Origin of the sequence: Gracilibacillus sp. YIM 98692, assembly GCF_010993965.1 — a bacterium.
In the GTDB taxonomy this organism is placed as follows: domain Bacteria; phylum Bacillota; class Bacilli; order Bacillales; family Amphibacillaceae; genus Gracilibacillus.
On sequence record NZ_WIXM01000006.1, the window covers coordinates 141,429 to 159,835 of the forward strand.

19 protein-coding genes are annotated in these 18,407 nt (G+C 35.5%); 5 read left to right on the forward strand and 14 right to left on the reverse strand.

All coding sequences use genetic code 11. The annotated features are described in order from the left end of the window. Nucleotides 1-99: 99 nt before the first annotated feature. Nucleotides 100-831: a glycerophosphodiester phosphodiesterase gene (locus GHD00_RS08465; protein ID WP_346427633.1), complete on the forward strand. Its 732-nt coding sequence runs from the start codon at nucleotides 100-102 to the stop codon at nucleotides 829-831. 147 nt (nucleotides 832-978) lie between these two features. Beyond that, complete coding sequence (rnz, locus tag GHD00_RS08470) at nucleotides 979-1,893, forward strand: ribonuclease Z (RefSeq protein WP_163537713.1); 915 nt, start codon at nucleotides 979-981, stop codon at nucleotides 1,891-1,893. Here the strand turns inward: rnz and GHD00_RS08475 are convergent, their stop codons facing one another. Together GHD00_RS08475 and GHD00_RS08480 are read right to left on the reverse strand one after the other, a co-directional pair. Next, nucleotides 1,894-3,021, reverse strand: coding sequence for a DNA polymerase IV (locus GHD00_RS08475; RefSeq protein WP_163537714.1), 1,128 nt, complete (start codon nucleotides 3,019-3,021; stop codon nucleotides 1,894-1,896). Nucleotides 3,022-3,521: 500 nt separating this feature from the next. Beyond that, nucleotides 3,522-4,643: a M20/M25/M40 family metallo-hydrolase gene (locus tag GHD00_RS08480; RefSeq protein WP_163537715.1), complete on the reverse strand. Its 1,122-nt coding sequence runs from the start codon at nucleotides 4,641-4,643 to the stop codon at nucleotides 3,522-3,524. 89 nt (nucleotides 4,644-4,732) lie between these two features. Between GHD00_RS08480 and prli42 the strand changes: the two genes are divergently transcribed. Then, entirely contained in the window at nucleotides 4,733-4,834 is a 102-nt protein-coding gene (gene prli42 / locus GHD00_RS08485) for a stressosome-associated protein Prli42 (RefSeq protein WP_163537716.1), read from the forward strand. 103 nt (nucleotides 4,835-4,937) lie between these two features. On the opposite strand, the gene GHD00_RS08490 is transcribed toward prli42, so the two are convergent. The 3 genes from GHD00_RS08490 to GHD00_RS08500 form a co-directional block, all read right to left on the reverse strand. Beyond that, nucleotides 4,938-5,375, reverse strand: a complete 438-nt coding sequence (locus GHD00_RS08490; RefSeq protein WP_163537785.1) for a BrxA/BrxB family bacilliredoxin — start codon at nucleotides 5,373-5,375, stop codon at nucleotides 4,938-4,940. Nucleotides 5,376-5,438: 63 nt separating this feature from the next. After that, nucleotides 5,439-7,253 (reverse strand): sensor histidine kinase, encoded by a 1,815-nt coding sequence (locus GHD00_RS08495; protein WP_163537717.1) that lies wholly within the window; start codon nucleotides 7,251-7,253, stop codon nucleotides 5,439-5,441. A gap of 29 nt (nucleotides 7,254-7,282) precedes the next feature. Beyond that, a complete protein-coding gene (locus GHD00_RS08500) occupies nucleotides 7,283-8,269 on the reverse strand; it encodes a BMP family ABC transporter substrate-binding protein (protein ID WP_163537718.1) in 987 nt (328 codons plus the stop codon). A 195-nt stretch (nucleotides 8,270-8,464) separates the two neighbouring features. Here GHD00_RS08500 and GHD00_RS08505 point away from each other — a divergent pair, with 195 nt between their 5' ends. Beyond that, nucleotides 8,465-9,163, forward strand: coding sequence for a TerC family protein (locus GHD00_RS08505; protein WP_240468644.1), 699 nt, complete (start codon nucleotides 8,465-8,467; stop codon nucleotides 9,161-9,163). Here the strand turns inward: GHD00_RS08505 and GHD00_RS08510 are convergent, their stop codons facing one another. The 9 genes from GHD00_RS08510 to GHD00_RS08545 form a co-directional block, all read right to left on the reverse strand. Then, the gene (locus tag GHD00_RS08510; protein WP_163537719.1) at nucleotides 9,164-9,784 is read right to left on the reverse strand and encodes a trimeric intracellular cation channel family protein; all 621 of its coding nucleotides are present in this window, start codon (nucleotides 9,782-9,784) and stop codon (nucleotides 9,164-9,166) included. 66 nt (nucleotides 9,785-9,850) lie between these two features. Then, entirely contained in the window at nucleotides 9,851-10,150 is a 300-nt protein-coding gene (locus GHD00_RS21065; RefSeq protein ID WP_240468645.1) for a hypothetical protein, read from the reverse strand. Nucleotides 10,151-10,254: 104 nt separating this feature from the next. Continuing rightward, nucleotides 10,255-10,464 carry a hypothetical protein gene (locus GHD00_RS21070; protein WP_240468646.1) on the reverse strand — a complete coding sequence of 70 codons (210 nt, stop codon included), beginning with the start codon at nucleotides 10,462-10,464 and terminating at the stop codon, nucleotides 10,255-10,257. Between the two features lie 105 nt (nucleotides 10,465-10,569). Continuing rightward, nucleotides 10,570-11,829: a dihydrolipoamide acetyltransferase family protein gene (locus GHD00_RS08520; protein ID WP_163537720.1), complete on the reverse strand. Its 1,260-nt coding sequence runs from the start codon at nucleotides 11,827-11,829 to the stop codon at nucleotides 10,570-10,572. An 18-nt stretch (nucleotides 11,830-11,847) separates the two neighbouring features. Beyond that, the gene (locus GHD00_RS08525) at nucleotides 11,848-12,831 is read right to left on the reverse strand and encodes an alpha-ketoacid dehydrogenase subunit beta (RefSeq protein WP_163537721.1); all 984 of its coding nucleotides are present in this window, start codon (nucleotides 12,829-12,831) and stop codon (nucleotides 11,848-11,850) included. Between the two features lie 3 nt (nucleotides 12,832-12,834). Further along, nucleotides 12,835-13,830 (reverse strand): thiamine pyrophosphate-dependent dehydrogenase E1 component subunit alpha, encoded by a 996-nt coding sequence (locus tag GHD00_RS08530; RefSeq protein ID WP_163537722.1) that lies wholly within the window; start codon nucleotides 13,828-13,830, stop codon nucleotides 12,835-12,837. Next, nucleotides 13,823-15,250 carry a dihydrolipoyl dehydrogenase gene (gene lpdA / locus GHD00_RS08535; protein ID WP_163537723.1) on the reverse strand — a complete coding sequence of 476 codons (1,428 nt, stop codon included), beginning with the start codon at nucleotides 15,248-15,250 and terminating at the stop codon, nucleotides 13,823-13,825. Before lpdA ends, GHD00_RS08530 begins: the two co-directional genes overlap by 8 nt. A 27-nt stretch (nucleotides 15,251-15,277) precedes the next feature. Further along, a complete protein-coding gene (buk, locus tag GHD00_RS08540; RefSeq protein ID WP_276208262.1) occupies nucleotides 15,278-16,345 on the reverse strand; it encodes a butyrate kinase in 1,068 nt (355 codons plus the stop codon). After that, nucleotides 16,342-17,979 (reverse strand): sigma 54-interacting transcriptional regulator, encoded by a 1,638-nt coding sequence (locus tag GHD00_RS08545; protein ID WP_163537725.1) that lies wholly within the window; start codon nucleotides 17,977-17,979, stop codon nucleotides 16,342-16,344. The genes buk and GHD00_RS08545 overlap by 4 nt, the downstream gene beginning before the upstream one ends. A gap of 137 nt (nucleotides 17,980-18,116) precedes the next feature. Here GHD00_RS08545 and GHD00_RS08550 point away from each other — a divergent pair, with 137 nt between their 5' ends. Then, nucleotides 18,117-18,359: a DUF2627 domain-containing protein gene (locus GHD00_RS08550; protein ID WP_163537726.1), complete on the forward strand. Its 243-nt coding sequence runs from the start codon at nucleotides 18,117-18,119 to the stop codon at nucleotides 18,357-18,359. Nucleotides 18,360-18,407 lie beyond the last annotated feature (48 nt).

Sequence of the window (18,407 nt, forward strand, 5' to 3'; positions counted from 1 at the left end):
AATATGATTGCTTACTAATGGAATATGATATAGCATTATAATCGTCCAACTAAGAAGCGCTTTCCGTATAAAAACGTGTCTAAGGGGTGATATAAGATAATGACTACTATTTATGCTCATCGCGGAGCAAGTAAACAAGCACCTGAAAACACAATGCCTGCCTTTGATTTAGCCTACCATTATGGAGCTGATGGAGTAGAAACGGACGTACAATTAACGAAAGATAATGTGCCGGTATTAATTCATGACGAAAATGTAAGGCGTACGACAAATGGGGTTGGATTTGTTCAAGATTATACATATAATGAACTTAAAAAGCTTGATGCTGGCAGTTGGTTCCATCCATCCTTTAAAGGTACACCCATCCCAACGTTAGACGAATTACTTACATGGAATCAAGAAAAAAAGATGAAATTAAATATTGAATTAAAAAACAATTTAATTGACTACAAAAACTTAGAACAAATCGTTTGTGATAAAATTATAGCTTACGATATGATAGATAAAATAGTGATCTCGACATTTAATGACAAATGTTTGCATCGTCTACATCAATTGCCATACGATATTTCTTATGCCTTCTTAACAAGTAAAAAGCGAAAAGACCTTATTCGTTTTGCAAAGCAACAAGGAGCAAAAGGACTGCATTTACGATATCGATTGTTGAATAAAAGGTTATTAGAAAATACAAACAGAGAGTCGTTATATGTAGCCGTGTATACTGTTAATCAACCTATATCGTTAGCTAGAGTCTTTAAGATAAATTGCCAAGCAGTGTTTACAGACGTGCCAAACATAGCGATTCGAATTCGACAGAAAATTCAAGATTGAAAATAAAGAAAACTCGTCGATTGACGAGCCTATAGCGAAGTTAGAGACGTAGTTGCACTTGTCTATCTTTCTTATCGTGGTATCTACGTCGAATACACTTCACCTGTAACACGATATAAATTTTGATATGGTAAAAAGGAGTTTAACATGAAAGTTTTATTTTTAGGTACTGGGGCTGGATTACCAAGTAAACAAAGAAATGTAACCTCTATCCTCTTAGACATACTTCAAGAAGACCAATCCATTTGGATGTTTGATTGTGGTGAAGCTACACAGCACCAAATATTGCATACATCTATTCGACCACGTAAGATCAATAAAATATTTATTACTCATTTGCATGGTGATCATATATATGGTTTACCTGGTTTCTTAAGTAGTCGTTCCTTCCAAGGGGGTACAGATCCTGTTACTGTATATGGACCAAAAGGTATACAAGAATTCATTGAAACAAGCTTAGCTATAAGCGAAACCAAACTTACTTACCCACTACATTTTCACCATATAACAGAAGGCCTGTTATGCGAAAATGAACATTTTTATGTTTATTCCAAAAAGTTAGATCATGGCATTCCTTCGTACGGATTTCGTATTGTTGAGAAAAATATGCCCGGCCCTTTGTTGGTAGACAAATTAAAACAAGATGGGATTATGCCAGGACCTGTTTATCAACAATTAAAAGAAAAGGAGCAAGTGCAATTAGAAGATGGCAGCATCATACAATCCAGTACATATATAGGGAAAGAAAAGAAAGGTAGAATCATTAGCATAATGGGTGATACTAGATATCGAGAAGAGCATATTTCTTTCGTGCAAAACTCAGATGTCTTAATCCATGAAGCTACCTTTTCTAAAGATCAAACTGACTTAGCTTATCAATACTTTCATTCTACAACGAAACAAGCTGCACAATTGGCTAAAATAGGAAATGTAAAAAAGCTAATGTTGACACATATTTCGGCTCGTTTTCAACAACAAGATTTAGATCATTTATTGCACGAATCGCAAGAGTATTTTCCTAACACCTTTTTAGTCTATGATTTTTTTGAACAAGAAATTTAATCATGATTCCGAGCTTCCTTTCTCTAATTCTTTCTTATATTGAAAAAGATCAAGCTGATAAGTAGCCTCTTGCTTCTTTATTGCTTCCAATACGGTTATCCCAAGTAACCGTATTGCATCACCATTCCAGTGTTGATCAAAAAGCGTGACAATATGACCATATATAACGGTCTGATCATCTGTATAAGTAGAGAGCTTTAACCTCCTAGTAATGGTAGTTCGATCATGATACCTAATGACTAATTGCAGAGTATCTCCAACTGCCTTTTTCCTTTGCAAGCGAATGGATACCCCATTAGCTAAATCCTTTAATTTACTTAACAATTGTTCATAATCAGATATGTCATGTGGAAATGTTTTAGAATTGCCTACACTTTTAAATGTTTGTGCTCTTTCTGGATCAACAGCCCTAGGATCATTTCCTTTTGCTCTAGCTTGTAATTTTTCACCATTTACGCCTAATAATTTTTTTAAGATAATAGGTTCTGCTTCTACTAAATCATTTATTTTGAATATATTACACCGCTTTAATTTTTCAGCTGTTTTCTTTCCAATCCCATACATTTCTTCGATATCAAGAGGCCAGAGCTTTTCAGCAACATCTCGCTTTCTAAGGATGGTAATACCATTAGGCTTCTTCATATCAGAAGCCATTTTCGCTAAAAATTTATTGGGAGCTACCCCAATACTACATGGAAGATGCAGTTCTTTTTTCAATTTAGCCTGAATCCATTCCGCTAATTGTATAGGAGTTCCTAACTGATGACATAATGTGATGTCCAAGTAGGCTTCATCTATTGAGACGGGTTCTACATATGGAGTGAATTCCTCCAACAATTGGAATATTTGAGAAGAAACAGCACGGTAGCGATGGAAATTAGGTCTTTTTACGATTAAATGAGGGCATAATTTTTTCGCTTCCCATAAAGTCATCGTTGTTTTTACCCCATACTTTCTTGCTTCATAACTGCTTGTTACTATAATACCTTTCCGTTCATCCGGATTACCGGCAATAGCGACAGGCTTTCCCCTTAAATCAGGATTGTCAGCTATTTCTACTGATGCATAAAAGCTGTTCATATCTACATGTAAAATAACTCGACCATTTTTAGGATACCATTTATTCATACTTCTCACTTCTTTAACCTAGGCTTTTTTCTAAAATATTGTTGATTTCATTGCACAAAATCCATAAACCACGACGTAAGTTTAGAAAGTTTTTCTCCCACTCGTCTCACGATGAGTGCTTAATCATCGCTGCGGAAAAACACTCGCTTTCCGTGGGGAACGCTTCAGCCTCCTCACGAGCAAAAACCGCTCGCTGCGGGGTCCTCAGACTGTTCCTTTCCCACAGGAGTCTCGCATTTTTCCGCAGCTTAATTAGTTCTCGTTTTAAGTGAGAAAAAAACATATTCTTACTACTCACTAGCGGAAGAAATATACGTAGACTCCTGCTTAGAACACGAGCTGAAGATCCCGCAGACAGCGAAGAATGAGCTGTCGAGGAAGCTGAAGCCGTGCCCGCGGAAAGTGAAGTATATTTCTGGAGCGATATTCAGAGCTTTTTCAAGGTTTATGTCGCAGTGTGGTTCTACTGTGTAATAACAACAACGAATATAAAAAGGGAATTAATCTATTCTGGTTTGTTTTATTATTTCGACCATTAATTCAGGAATTTTTACTAATTCTTGGATAGGCATTCTCTCATTTTTAGTATGGATATTCTCATATCCGATCGCTAGGTTAACCGTCGGGATGCCTTTACCCGATAAATGATTCGCATCACTTCCACCACCGCTGGTTTTTAATATCGGCTTCCGTCCTATTCCTGCTATAGCATTTACTACAGTTTCCACTACTTTATCATTTGATTTAAAATGGTAAGATGGATACATAGATTTCACATTTACTTCTACTTCTCCTCCCATAATAGTTGCAGTATGCTCCAAAGCTTCTATCATATTATGCACTTGTTTTTTTAGCTTATTTTCAGACAATGATCTGGCCTCAGCAATAAGCAATACTTCGTCACAAACTACATTCGTAGGACCCTTTCCTTCAAAGCTGCCAATATTCGCTGTTGTCTCTTCGTCTACTCTTCCCAGCGGCATTTTCGTAATAGCCTTAGCCGTTATACTAATGGCTGAAACACCTTTTTCTGGGTTAACCCCTGCATGAGCGGCTTTTCCTTTTATAGAAGCATATAATTTTGACTGAGCAGGGGCAGCTGTCATCACCTGTCCAACTTGTCCATTACTATCTAGAGCATAACCGTAATCTGCTGGAAGTAATGATGAATCAAAATATCTAGATCCAACAAGCCCGGACTCTTCGCCACTCATGATTACAAAGTATAAATCGCCATGGGAGGTTTCCATTTCTTTTAATACATGAATACATTCAATGATAGCAGCGATTCCAGCTTTATCGTCTGCCCCAAGAATCGTTGTTCCATCTGATAAAATCATATTTTCTCGTATAACTGGTTTAATGGATTTTCCTGGTGCTACGGTATCCATGTGAGCAGTAAAAAATATCGTTTCCGTATCACTAGAATTCCCTTCAAGCTTGCAGATTAGATTTCCGGCTTCATGTCTACTCTTGTCATTGGATTTATCTTCGATTACATCTAGGCCAATGGATTCCATCACGTGTATAAGGTAGTCAGCAATCTTTCTTTCCTTTGATGTTTCTGAATCTATTTGAACTAATTGTAAAAATTGATCTATTATTCTTTTTTCATTGACCATTATATCACCTTTCACCTAAAGATTTACTTGTCCATCCGCTTTATTCCATGTAAAATATATAATAGCAATGCTGTAAAGGAGGCTTATGTATGGCAACCAAACGAGAAAAAAGAGTAAAAGTTATTGTTTATATTATGATTATCGCTATGATATTATCTACTTTCACCGCAGGTTTGGCTGCATTTATTTAAGTAAGAGAATGAAATGATTACACTTAAAAGCGCTTCATTTCATTACCATATAATGATGAAAAAAAGAAAGACACCGATAAACGGTAGTCTTTCTTTTTACGTATTATACTTCTTCACAAAATTCGTCAAATAACCCTTGTAGGTTATTTACAACTTGTACTGGACTGTGTCCTTCAATTTCATGACGTTCAACCATTTTTAAAATTTCGCCATTTTTTAATAATGCAAACGATGGCGACGAAGGAGCATATCCCTTGAAGTATTGTCTAGCTAACTCTGTCGCTTCACGATCTTGACCTGCAAAAACTGTAACAAGTTGATCGGGACGTTTGTCATAGTGAATAGCGCTAGCAGCGGCTGGACGCGCTACTCCACCTGCACAACCACATGTAGAGTTGACCATAACTAGTGTTGTTCCGTCCTTTTCTAAAGCATTCTTTACTTCCTCTGGAGTCGTTAATTCTTCATACCCGGCTTGTCGAATTTCATTTCTAGCGGACTCCACGATGTCTCCCATAAATAGATTAAATTCCATGGTTATACAACCTCTCTTTAACATCCATATTTTATAATCATAGTATCAACTTCTTTTTCACATTTCAATTCATCTGATTGATTTTGTAGATACTATTGGGAAAGTAATTTGAAAAACAGTTCCTCTTTCATCACTTCTATATACTTTAATATCGCCGCCATGATTTGTTATTATCTTTTTTACAACATTTAACCCAAGGCCCGTACCATTAGATTTTGATGTTGAAAAAGGTTCAAACAATGATTTTTTTATATGTTCAGGGATTCCAGATCCATCATCTTCCACAAATAACTCATAATGTTTTCCTTTTACTTGTGACGAGATGCGAATATTCCCCCCCGATTCAATTGCTTCCATACTGTTACGAATTAAGTTAAGTAACACTTGCTTCAATTGTTTGGCATCCGCATAAATACATTCATCTTGCAGCTGTACGCTTAAATCAATTCCTTTTGCGTGTAATGTGTTAGTTAATAAGGGGACTAATTCTTCTAATACTTGTTTTATTTTAATTTTCTCTTTATTTGGTTCGTTTTGCTTAGACATAAGTAGCATCTGTTCCACAATAGAGTAAAGGCGATCCATTTCTTTCATCATTAAAGTGTAATTAAATTTCTCTAGGTCTTCTTCCTGAAGTGTCTCTGCCATCAATGCCAAAAACCCATGAATAACCGTTAATGGATTTCTTATTTCATGTGCAGATGAAGCAGCCATTTCCCCAACTAACGCTAACTTCTCAGATTGAATCATGCGTTTCTCTAATTTTGTTGTTTCTGTAATATCTACAAAATAAAAAGTCCGTCCAATTGGTTCTTGATTCTGATCTTTTAATGATGTTTGCGATACTAAGAATACATGATTTTCGTCGTTCATCATTAACTCAATTTTTTCATTATAATATCCTTTTTCTGAATAAAACATCTCTAACAGCCTATTTTGATTATTACTATGAAAAATATCATCATCTTTCAATTGTTTGTTCGAAATATGAAGCAAATCTTGGGCAAAAGAATTAATTAAATATTCATTTTCCGTATGATCATATGTCATGATACCTACAGGTAATGAATTTAAGACTTGTTCATGTTTTATTTTATCATTCATGATTTTATCAAATGATTGTTGTAAACTACTTGACATTTGATTAATGGATTTCGTCAATTGTTGTATTTCTGCTTGATCAGATGGAGTAATTTGTTCTCCATATTTTCCGTTAGCTATCTCATTTACTTTAGCTACCATTTGTTCAATCGGATTCGTAATAGTTTGACTCATACGGTAAGATAAATAAAATGAAATAGACACCCCAATGATGGTAATTAGAATCAAATACAGTAAAGATTTTTCAATAATAACCGGAAATGAATTAGAGTTTTCTTGGAATGCTGCAAACTCACTATTTCGTCTTTGAATGATTTGCTGCTGCAACCCATTTAATTTCGGCAAAAATTCTGATCGAATGACATTTTTCGCAGCTTCCTCATCATCATATTCTAACAAACCACTTACTTTGTTCATCATGATAAAGTCCAGTAACATAATGTCATTATTTATTTCCTCTAGCTCTTCTGGCAACTTTACGCTATTTACTAGCTGCTCCCTGTCTTCTCCCCAGGTTCCTTGATAATCCGTGATAATATTGGTTTCGGAATCAGTTTCCAAATAATTGGTTACTACATGTTCCTTAATGGCTAACTGTTTTTCCCAAAAATCTAACCAGGATAATTCTGGTAGGTTATCCTCTTTTATTTCATATGTGATATTACTAATCTCATCAATAGATTGTATTAGAAAAAGTGAAAAACCCGTAAAAATTATAATAATAACAAGGAGAATGCTTAATAATTTATTACGGATAGAGAACTGCTGGAACATCTTCTTCATATCGCACTTCTCCTCATTGAAAAATTACTTTAATGTTTAGCCAATATATCATCTTTCTTTTGTTGAATAATCTTCTTCTCCTGTTCGGTAAACATGGGGCCCAAAGGGGCAAGTTCATAAACACCATCTGTAGTATCTAAGTAATGCTTCTCAGAAGTAATGCCACCTTCACTATAATAATCTTTCATAATGGCTAAATAAGCATTTGGTACATTATTTAAAACGCTTGTTAACATTAATTCTTTTGCCATATAGGATTGATCTTCAAGATACCCGATTAAATAGATATCATGCTTTTTAGCAAAATTAATAACGGCCTTGTTATAACTGTTTCCTTTAGTGAATATGATATCTACTTCTTTTTCGACCATATCATTAGCTATCTCAACAGCTTTTGTTTTATTGTCTCTGCTGTACACCACATCATAGACTAGTTGAATCTCAGAATCTATCTCTTCTAATCCTGTAGAAAAGCCCCAATCTTTATCAAGATTATCAATCGCATCAATCACACCTACTTTTTTCGTAGATGTTTTTAGTGCTGCGGCAACTCCCGCAACAAACTCTATTTCTTGTTGATCAAACGTATATATAGCTAAATTAGAGTTTGTATTGTCACCGTGTACCGTGACGAACTCTGTTTCTGGATATTGTGGAGAGATGGAATGAAAAAAATCAGAAAATTCTCGTCCGTGACCTATAATGATTGCTGTATCATCCTGCACACTATTATGTATGATTTTTTCCGTTTGATTATCAAGACCAACCTCTGCATGAATATCCACTACCACATCATATTGTTCTTCTATCAATAATTTTCCTTTATATGCTAAGCTTCCCCAGCTCTGATCCGTGATTTCATCGGTTGTTAAGATGAGTAGTTTATCAGGATTCGTGGCTTGAGCTGTCAAGTTATTGATAATGTGATTAGATTTAACAAATAAGACAACTAAAACAATACTGATTATGATAAATGTGACAGAGAGGATATAAGTTAATTGCTTTTTCGCCTCCATATACCTCCTCCTTCCAAAATAATCACAACACTATTATACATAACTACAGAAGTTTTGGATACATACTTTAACAATTTTCTTCAATTTTCGACAACTATTTTTATGAATTTTCTAGCATATTTCCTCAACCCATATGCATAAAATGGAACAGTTACAATGTACAAGCCCGATTAAGATGGAAAAGAAGGTGATATTTTGGATATCTTTACATTATGGGAACAATTGACAGATATTAGCATGGTCAGTTTATTGCACGTTATTTCCATTGACATTGTACTCTCAGGTGATAATGCACTTGTCATTGCAATGGCCACCAAAAATTTAGACAAAAAATTGCAGAACAAAGCAATTTTGATTGGGGTAGCCGGTGCGATTATATTGAGAGTACTGTTTGCTAGTGGTATTATATTTTTACTAAAGCTCCCTTTTATTTACGCAATCGGAGGACTTCTGCTTATTTGGATAGGTTATAAAATTACTATTAAAAAAGAAGAAGAACAGCAACAGGTGACATCACATTCATCATTACACCGTGCTGTTCTTACGATAATACTTGCTGATGTTATCATGAGCTTAGATAACGTAGTTGCCATTGCTGGTGCTTCAAAAGGAAGCATTACATTGCTAACCATAGGTGTTCTCATTAGTATCCCATTAATGATATATGGCGCAAAGTTTATTGTCATCCTCCTAAAAAAATTCCCATTACTTGTGTATGGTGGTTCAGCTATCCTCGTATACACAGGTGCTGACATGCTTATTCACGATTCATTTGTATTTCACCTTTTTCGATTAAATGATGGTTTTATTACTGTGTTGCTTAACTTAATCATAACTTTCGCTGTTGTTTTTTCCGGTTACATTACAAACCAGCAGGAAACGAAACTAAATTAATCAGCTTGCTTTTGATTTCCGATGTACAACTGGAACATTCCATTTGCATTTCACTGCCAACATTCTTATCGTTAGTGTAACCGTTAAGCATATATACAAGCTTATTGTTGGAGTTAGCCAATCATATGTGGCAATAAGAGCAATGGAACCAGCAATAGAAGCAATCCCATAAACTTCTTTACGAAATACTAATGGGATCTCTTGTGCGAATACATCACGAAGTACTCCTCCACCGATACCAGTAACTAATCCCATAGCAATGATTAGAAAAGGTTGGGAGTAATCTAAGGAAATCGCTGCGTTTGCACCAACGGCTGTGAATACACCTAAACCTATGGCATCAAAAAAAGTAATGCTATGCTTAAATTCATGAATTTTTTCATAGAATAGTATAGTTGATAGACTAGATAATAGCGCTACTAGAAAATATTGAGGATCTGCTAAATTTGTTGGCGGAATATTGCCTATCATCAAGTCACGAATCACACCGCCAGCAAGAGCAGTTGTAAGGCCTAGAAGCAGTACTCCAAAAATATCAAGTCTTTTTTGTATGGCTAATAAAGAGCCTGATATAGCAAAAGCAATTGTACCTATATGAACAAATATATGAATAAGTTCCATGATGTCCTCCTACACATTAAAGTTGTACCTTAATATGCAAAGTATAGTAAACATACGTCAAAATGTCTAGGTCTTTATTAGTTTATTTCTCTTTTTCATTAAATGTTCCACTTTGTTAAAAATCAATTGTAATGCCATCCCCTGTATAGCCACACCTATAACGGAAGTGATCGTTAATAACATAATGGTTGGGAAATGTTCAATCGTCTGTATACTATTAGCAAAGACAAAAAGGTGTTGAAACACAATAACCAAAGCTTCGTGCCATTCTATTAAAATATTTTCCATACGCCATATAATCACAGTTGAAACAATTAAATAACCAAGGATGGTACACAGTATAAACAGCTTCCACATATCTGACATTTTATTTACATACGGTGTAATATAGTATTTTGTGATCGTTTTAATTCTAAATAAATAGATGATCCGTACAATTCGTGCTATTTGAAAAAACTGATCAAAGGGAATTACAGCAAGTAATAAAAAAGGGTTTTTTTTACAAATTCCCATTTGTTCTTAGAAACAAATATTCTGACTAAATAATCTATTAAGAATATCAACCACACAACCGTATTAATTGTTGAGTTCACAGAATGATCGATCCATAACGTTAATATGGTAAGGACAACTAGTAACACCATGATTAAATCATAAATCGTTTTAACTTTTTCACGCATTGTTAACACACCCAAAACCAAACGTATAGGGAAACCCAAAATGAGTTTCCCTTTCCCTGCTATATTATATCGTTTTGTTAATTCTGCGAAACATGTTTTGCAAAATTAATAGATAGGAGTAGTGTCACTTGAAATACTCTCTAAAATCGCTTTAACATGTGACAAAAATGCTCCACATATTACCCCGTCCAACACACGATGATCTAGGGATAAACATAGATTTACCATATCACGAGCGGCAAACATGTCATCAATGATTACTGGGCGTTTTACTATAGATTCCACTTGAAGTATAGCAGATTGAGGATAATTGATGACACCCATAGACTCCACCGAACCGAAAGAACCAGTATTATTGACGGTAAACGTTCCATCCTCCATATCTTCTTTTGACAATGTTCCTGTTCTTGCTTTTCTTGAAAGCTGGTGAATTTCTTTTGCAATTCCTTTGATACTTTTTTCATCTACATTTTTAATAACCGGAACATATAATTCATGTTCATGAGCGACCGCTATCGATAAATTGATATCATTACGTTGAATGATTTTATCTCCAGCCCAACAACTATTCAGCTCAGGGAATTTTTTCAATGCTTTTGCTACCGCATTTAAGAAAAAGGCAAAATACGATAAATTATACCCTTCATTTTCTTTAAATTTATCTTTTTCAGCATTACGGTATGCTACTAAATTGGTAACGTCTACTTCAATCATCATCCAAGCATGAGGAATTTCCGTCTTGGAACGCACCATATTTTGTGCAATCGTTCTTCGTAATCCTGTCACAGGAATTTCACGGTCACCAGGTCTTGCTTCTACTGATTTTCTTCGAATAATAGGAGGCGTAAATTCCTCCAAAGCTTCATTGTTTTGACTTGTTTCTTCCACTTGTGCTTTGTCTGAACGGGAAACTTGTTTTCCTTCTTTTACGATCTTCTCCACATCTTTTCTTGTGATTCGACCGTTTTTACCTGATCCTTCTACAGTAGTTAAGTCAATATCGTTTTCCTGAGCTATTCGCATAACTGCTGGTGAATAGCGATTTTTCATGGAGCGGTCAGACTGTTGAGTTGAAGTCTTTTCTACTGGCTGCTTTTGCTGTGTTTGCTCTGGTGCATTGCTTTCTGTCGTTTCTATGTAACACATTAGCTGTCCGACTTCTATTACTTCTCCCTCTATTGCAATAATTTCTTTTATTACACCGGAAAAAGAAGACGGAACTTCAGCGTTCACTTTGTCAGTCATAACTTCAGCAATCGGATCATATTTGTCCACTTGATCCCCTTCTTTAATCAGCCAGTTACTTATGGTTCCTTCTGTTACACTTTCTCCTAGTTGAGGCATATTGATTCGTTGTGTGGCCAAGGATCGTTACACTCCTTTCTAAAATTCTGCTAAATCTTTAATGGCTGCTTCAATTTTGTCTGGATTCATCATAAATTCCTTTTCTAGAGTTGGTGCATATGGCATTGCTGGTACCTCTGGTCCAGCTAGACGTTGAATAGGTGCATCCAAATCAAACAAGCAATGTTCACTAATAATGGCTGCTACTTCCCCGATAATGCTTCCTTCTTTATTATCTTCCGTTACTAATAAAACTTTTCCTGTTTTAGATGCCGAGTGTATGATTGCTTCCTTGTCAAGTGGGTAAACGGTACGTAAATCTAATATTTCCGTGCTAATACCTTGTTGTTCTAATTTTTCGGCAGCTTCTTTAGCAAAATGTACACATAATCCATAAGTGATAACTGTTACATCACTGCCTGTTCTCTTCACATCAGCTTTGCCAATCGGTAAAGTATATTCACCTTCAGGTACTTCTTCTTTTAATAAACGATAGGCCCGTTTATGCTCCAAGAATAAGACCGGATCGTCATCTCGTATTGCTGCCTTTAATAATCCTTTAACATCATAAGGGGAGGAAGGCATGACAATCTTTAATCCAGGTTGATTTGCGAATACTGCTTCAATCGATTGTGAATGGTATAATGCCCCATGAACACCTCCACCATATGGTGCACGAATCGTTATAGGACAATGCCAATCATTATTAGATCGATAACGAATTTTAGCCGCTTCTGAGATGATTTGGTTCACAGCTGGCATAATAAAATCAGCAAATTGCATTTCTGCAACTGGCCTCATCCCATACATAGCTGATCCTATACCAACACCTGCAATAGCAGATTCTGCTAATGGGGTATCTAATACACGCAGTTCACCAAATTGCTCGTACAATCCTTCAGTTGCACGAAAAACCCCGCCTCGTACACCTACATCTTCTCCCAAAACATATACTTTTTCGTCACGTTCCATTTCCTCTTTCAATGCTTCTTTAACAGCTTGAATATAATTTAAAACAGGCATCGTTTACCTCCTAACCCCATATACATGCTCAGTAATCGTTGAAGCGTCTGCATATGCTGCATTCTCTGCATACTCTGTTGCTTCATTTATCTCTTTTTTAATCATCTCTTCTATTTCACTTTCGATTTCAGCAGTCAAAATATTTTTCTCTTTTAACTGATTGTAGAATGTGTATAGCCCGTCTTTTTCTTTTGCTGCGTCTACCTCTTCTTTTGTACGGTAACCAGAGTCATCATCATCACTTGAATGTGGTGTTAAGCGATAAGAAACAGCTTCAATTAAAGTTGGCCCCTCACCTTTTAAAGCTCTTTCACGCGCTTCTTTAACAGCTTCATAAACAGCGAACGGATCGTTACCATCAACGGTTATACCTGGCATCCCATATCCGTTAGCACGATCTGACAATTTTTCACATGCCACCTGTTTGGATAAAGGAACAGAGATCGCATACTGATTGTTCTCTACCATAAAAATAACCGGCAGCTTATGTACAGCTGCAAAATTTAATCCTTCATGGAAATCTCCCTGGTTGGCAGAACCTTCTCCCATTGTGACAAATGTTGCAAATGACTTTTGTTCCATTTTAGCAGATAACGCAAATCCTACTGCATGTGGCACTTGAGTCGTAACAGGAGAAGAACCAGTTACAATGCGACTAGCTTTTTTACCAAAGTGACTAGGCATCTGTCTTCCACCGGAGTTCGGATCTTCTGCCTTAGCAAATGCCTGAAGAAATAATTCCCTTGTCGTCATACCAAAGTGAAGCACTACTCCAATGTCTCGATAATATGGCAATACATAATCTTCCTCCTTATTTAGTGCAAAGGAGGCTGCGACTTGCTGCACTTCTTGTCCTTGACAGGACACAACAAATGGGATAGTTCCTGCACGATTTAATAACCACATTCTCTCATCAATTCTTCTAGCTAATAAAATTTCTTTATACATACTTAATAATGTTTCTTGATCCTTGTCAAAATTTAAGGTTGACTTAACCATGAATTTTCCTCCCTTCTGCCGCTAAGGCAACTTCCCCTAATATTTCACTTAATGTCGGATGAGGATATATCACTTCTGAAATCTCAAGTCCAGAACCATCAAAGTATTTGGCCATACTTGCTTGTCCAATTAATTCTGTGACATGCTCTCCTACCATATGAATTCCTAGTAAATCATCCGACTCCTTGTCTAAGATAATCTTAGCAAATCCATTTACCTCTCCATTTACATGAGCTTTTCCAATCGATTGAAAAGATGTTTTATTTACTTGCACTTCATAGCCTAGTTCTGATGCTTCTTCTTCAGTCAAACCAATCGCAGCAATCTGTGGACTTCCATAAATGCATGTTGGAATATCTTTATGAGATAAAGTCACGGGTTGTTTTCCGTGAAGATGCTCAACGGCGACACTACCTTCGTATGTAGCAGCATGGGCTAACTGTTTTCCACCATTCACATCTCCAATAGCATATATATGAGACTCTTTTGTTTGGTAGAAACCATTTACCTCAATAAAGCCATGGTCATTTGTCTTTATATCTGTATTTTCTAAACCAATATTTTTCGTATTAGCATTTCGACCAACCGCAACTAAGATTTTTTCGGCAGTTAAAGTAATCGAACCTTCTTGTTGTTGAACCGTTAAGTTGACTTCATCCTTGTTTTTCACAACTTGAGATGGATCTACTGTGGCATTGTTATAAATATGAATACCCTTTCTCTTCAACAACCGCTTCATTTCCTCTGCTACTTCCTTATCAACAGAAGGAAGGATTTGGCTTCCAGCCTCTATAAGAGTAACTTGCACGCCTACATCATGAAAAAATGTTGCCCACTCAATCCCAATTACTCCTGCACCAACTATAACAATAGAAGAAGGCAATGTTTCTAATTGCAAAGCATGATCCGAAGTTATAATTTGATCCCCATCAGCTTCGAAACCTGGGATAGCACGAGGAGAAGACCCTGTTGCAATGATCACATTTTTAGGAACCAATATATCATTCTCTGCCTCTCCCTTATATTCTACAGAAATGGAACCAGACATTGGTGAAAAAATAGAAGGTCCTAAAATCCTTCCATAGCCATTATAAACATCAATTTTTTCTCTTTTTATTAAAGAAGATACTCCATTATGTAATGAATCAATAATATTATTTTTTCGTTCCATAGCTTTCGTTATATCAAAGCCAGTTTTTTCAACGTTTACGCCGTATTGATGGGCGTTTTTCACTTCCTGATAAACGGAGGCACTTTTTAAAAGAGCTTTTGTCGGAATACATCCCTTGTGAAGGCATGTCCCACCGAGGCTGTCTTTTTCTACAATAGCTGTTTTCAACCCTAATTGTGCCGCTCGAACAGCAGTTACATAACCTCCTGTTCCACCTCCTAATATAACTACATCATATTCTACTGCCATAATGACACCTCATTTATTTAAAATCTTTTAATAATTTTTGATCTGCTCTTTTCCTTTCATGGCACGTAATGTACCTTTGGCAAGTGCGAGCATTACATTTTCACCTGGAATTACATATACATCTGCAATCCAATGAATTCGCTCCATTATCTTTTCATTTAACAATGGAATTTTAGCAAGATCTCCTGTTAATACAACAGCATCCACTTTCCCCATTAAAACCGTACCCATGGCACCTATTTCTTTCGCTATTTGATAAGCAAGTGCGTTTATAATAGGAGCAACTTCTTCTTTGTTACGATCTAGCAATTCAAGTACATCATCCACTTTATTTGCTTCGGTATATGCTTTTAGCCCTCCAAAAAAGGTGATTTTATTTTGTATTTCTTCTTTCGTAAAAGAGTTCATAAAGCACAATTCAATTAATTCATTATTGGGAATAGTTCCAGCCCTTTCTAATGAAAACGGACCATCTCCATCAAATCCATTATTTACATCAATCACTTTTCCGAGATAATGAGCACCTACTGTTACTCCTCCGCCCATGTGGGCTACGACCATGCTCGTATTCTCATAAGATTTATTTAACTGCTTTGCAATCTCTCGTGCAACTGATTTTTGATTTAACGCATGAAAGATACTTTTTCTTTGAATATTAGGTAATCCAGTCATCTTAGCCACCGGCTGCATCTCATCCACTACAACAGGATCCACTATAAAAGACGGAATATTTAGATTGGAAGCAATTCTAAAGGCAATTATTGCACCTAAATTGGATACATGCATGCCATTCTCACCTTTATATAAATCATGCAGCATCGCTTTTGTTATTTTATAAGTACCACCACTAATTGGTTTTAACAAGCCGCCTCTTCCACAAACTGCGTCTAGAGAAGTTAAGTTCAATCCGATTAATTGTATTTGATTTAGGATAGCTTTTACTCGAACTGTTTCTTGTTCCATTAGATCGAGATAATTTTCATCTTCAGCCAAAGGCAATTCCATTTCAAATAGGTTTTGCTCTCCTTGAAAGATTGCCATTTTAGTGGCATGAACCAAAGGATTTACAACTAAGATACGGTAGTCCTTGTCTATGACTTACTCCCCCTATCTATGTGAAACTTATCCATTTTATAATAAAGGTTCCTTATTGATATTCCTAACTCTTTAGCTGATTTTGTTTTATGATAATTATTTTTTTTCAAAATCTCTAACAAATAATTTCTTTCAAAATAATCCATTGCTTGTTGTAATGTTTTTGGTTTAAAGATGGTCTGAGTATGTTTATTGACTTGTTGAAAATGCGGGAAATGATCCAATGTTAATATTCTAACATTCATCCCAATGCCTTTCACAGCTTGTTCTAATATCCATTCTAACTCTGCTATATTTTTAGGCCAATCATAATCAGTAAATCTTCTCATAACCTCTTCATCTATATTCTCTATAGCTAAATGATACCTTATATTTAAACATTTCAGTTTATGAAAGGCAATCATTTTTAAATCTGATTTCCTTTCCCTCAATGGTGGAATTTTTAATTTGTAACGATTGATAAGATCTTGAAACTTATCTGTTAAATGCTTGTTCGTAACAGGAGTTGCAGAACTAAAAATAAATTGTATATTAAAAGATTTTTCATTCTCACCTTGTATAAAATCGAATAATTTTTCTTGTGTTTCTTTAGAAAGAAAATTGATTTCCTCCACATATAATGTTCCATTCTTAACCTTATGTAATAAACCAGAATCTGTTTTATGACCGAATAATACACTTTCAAGAGAGTTTAAAGGAACCTCTTTTACATTTAAATGGTAAAAAGGATAAATCCTTCGCACCCCTTCTGAATGCATTGCTTTTGCTAACATAAACTTGCCTGTCCCTATCTCCCCTTCGATAAATATAGGCTCCGTTAAATTTTTATACAACTTAGCTTGTTCTTTTACAACGTTTAATTCAAGAGATTGCCCAATCATGTCGTCCAATTGATAATTTTTTTCAAGGTGACGTATTACTTGCCTAGCTATCTCCAACTCATTATTCTGAGTGTTTTCAAGTTTTTGTTCCATTGTTTGAACAAAACCTATTAACCGGCCTTTAATAAATACAGGCTTTGCATTTATTATATATATGGCCTTTTTGCCATGTCGTTTTACGGTAAAATAGGATTTCTTTTCGCGTCTATACTGCATGGATTGATCGATATTCTTCACAATTGTTGCACATAACTCGTCTGAAGCTTTTTGCATATGAATGAAATGATGCCATTGATCATTAACGAACCATTCTTCTTGATTGGGAAAGAGAAACCGAATCGCCTGTTGCGAATGAGTTGCCAACACTTTCAACACTTCTTGATATAACGAGTAATCTGTGTGAGTTATCACCTTGTGATAAAATTGATCGTAAGGTTGCATCATTAAAAGTACACCAATCAGTTTTTTTTGCTCGTCTAAGAACGGTATATAATGTACCAACATTTTTTTATTTGTTTTATTTAAATATGTGACTTTAGTTAAAGATTGTCTAGATTGTAAAACAGTGGTCACATATGATGTGTCTAAAAAACGATGTATAGGTTGTCCGGTGATACTTGGATGCAGTTCAGAAAGCAAATGGTCTCCTAGCTGATTTACATTGATGATACATTCATTTGTATCAATCAAAATGATTGCAAACGGAAGATGATTTATAATATCTATATGATTAAAGTTTGTATTTGTTCTCATACACACCACACCCTGCATCTTTTTGCATACTACTATCATACGCTTTTCTGCAATCCTTAGCAAGTTTCTTGTGTTTTGCTCTTAAAGAAAAGATTATGCTATACTGTGACAAAATAAAACAGAGTGGAGGAACCAATATGCGAATTATCGCATTCATTATACTAGTATTACCAGCAATCTTTGCTACTTATGGAATCAAATTAATGCGAGATGCTTTTTTTGGGGAACTTACTTTTATATTTTTCCATGTCATCATCCAGTTTATTGTTGGACTGATTCTATTTATTGGCGGACTATGCTTTATTGGAGGATTTATTCTACACAGAGACCGAAAAAGAAAACTGGTTAAAGGAGAAGAACATAACAGATATGAATCATAGGAAAGGCTGTTGAGAAAATTTCTCAACAGCCTAAATTAATACTTTCCA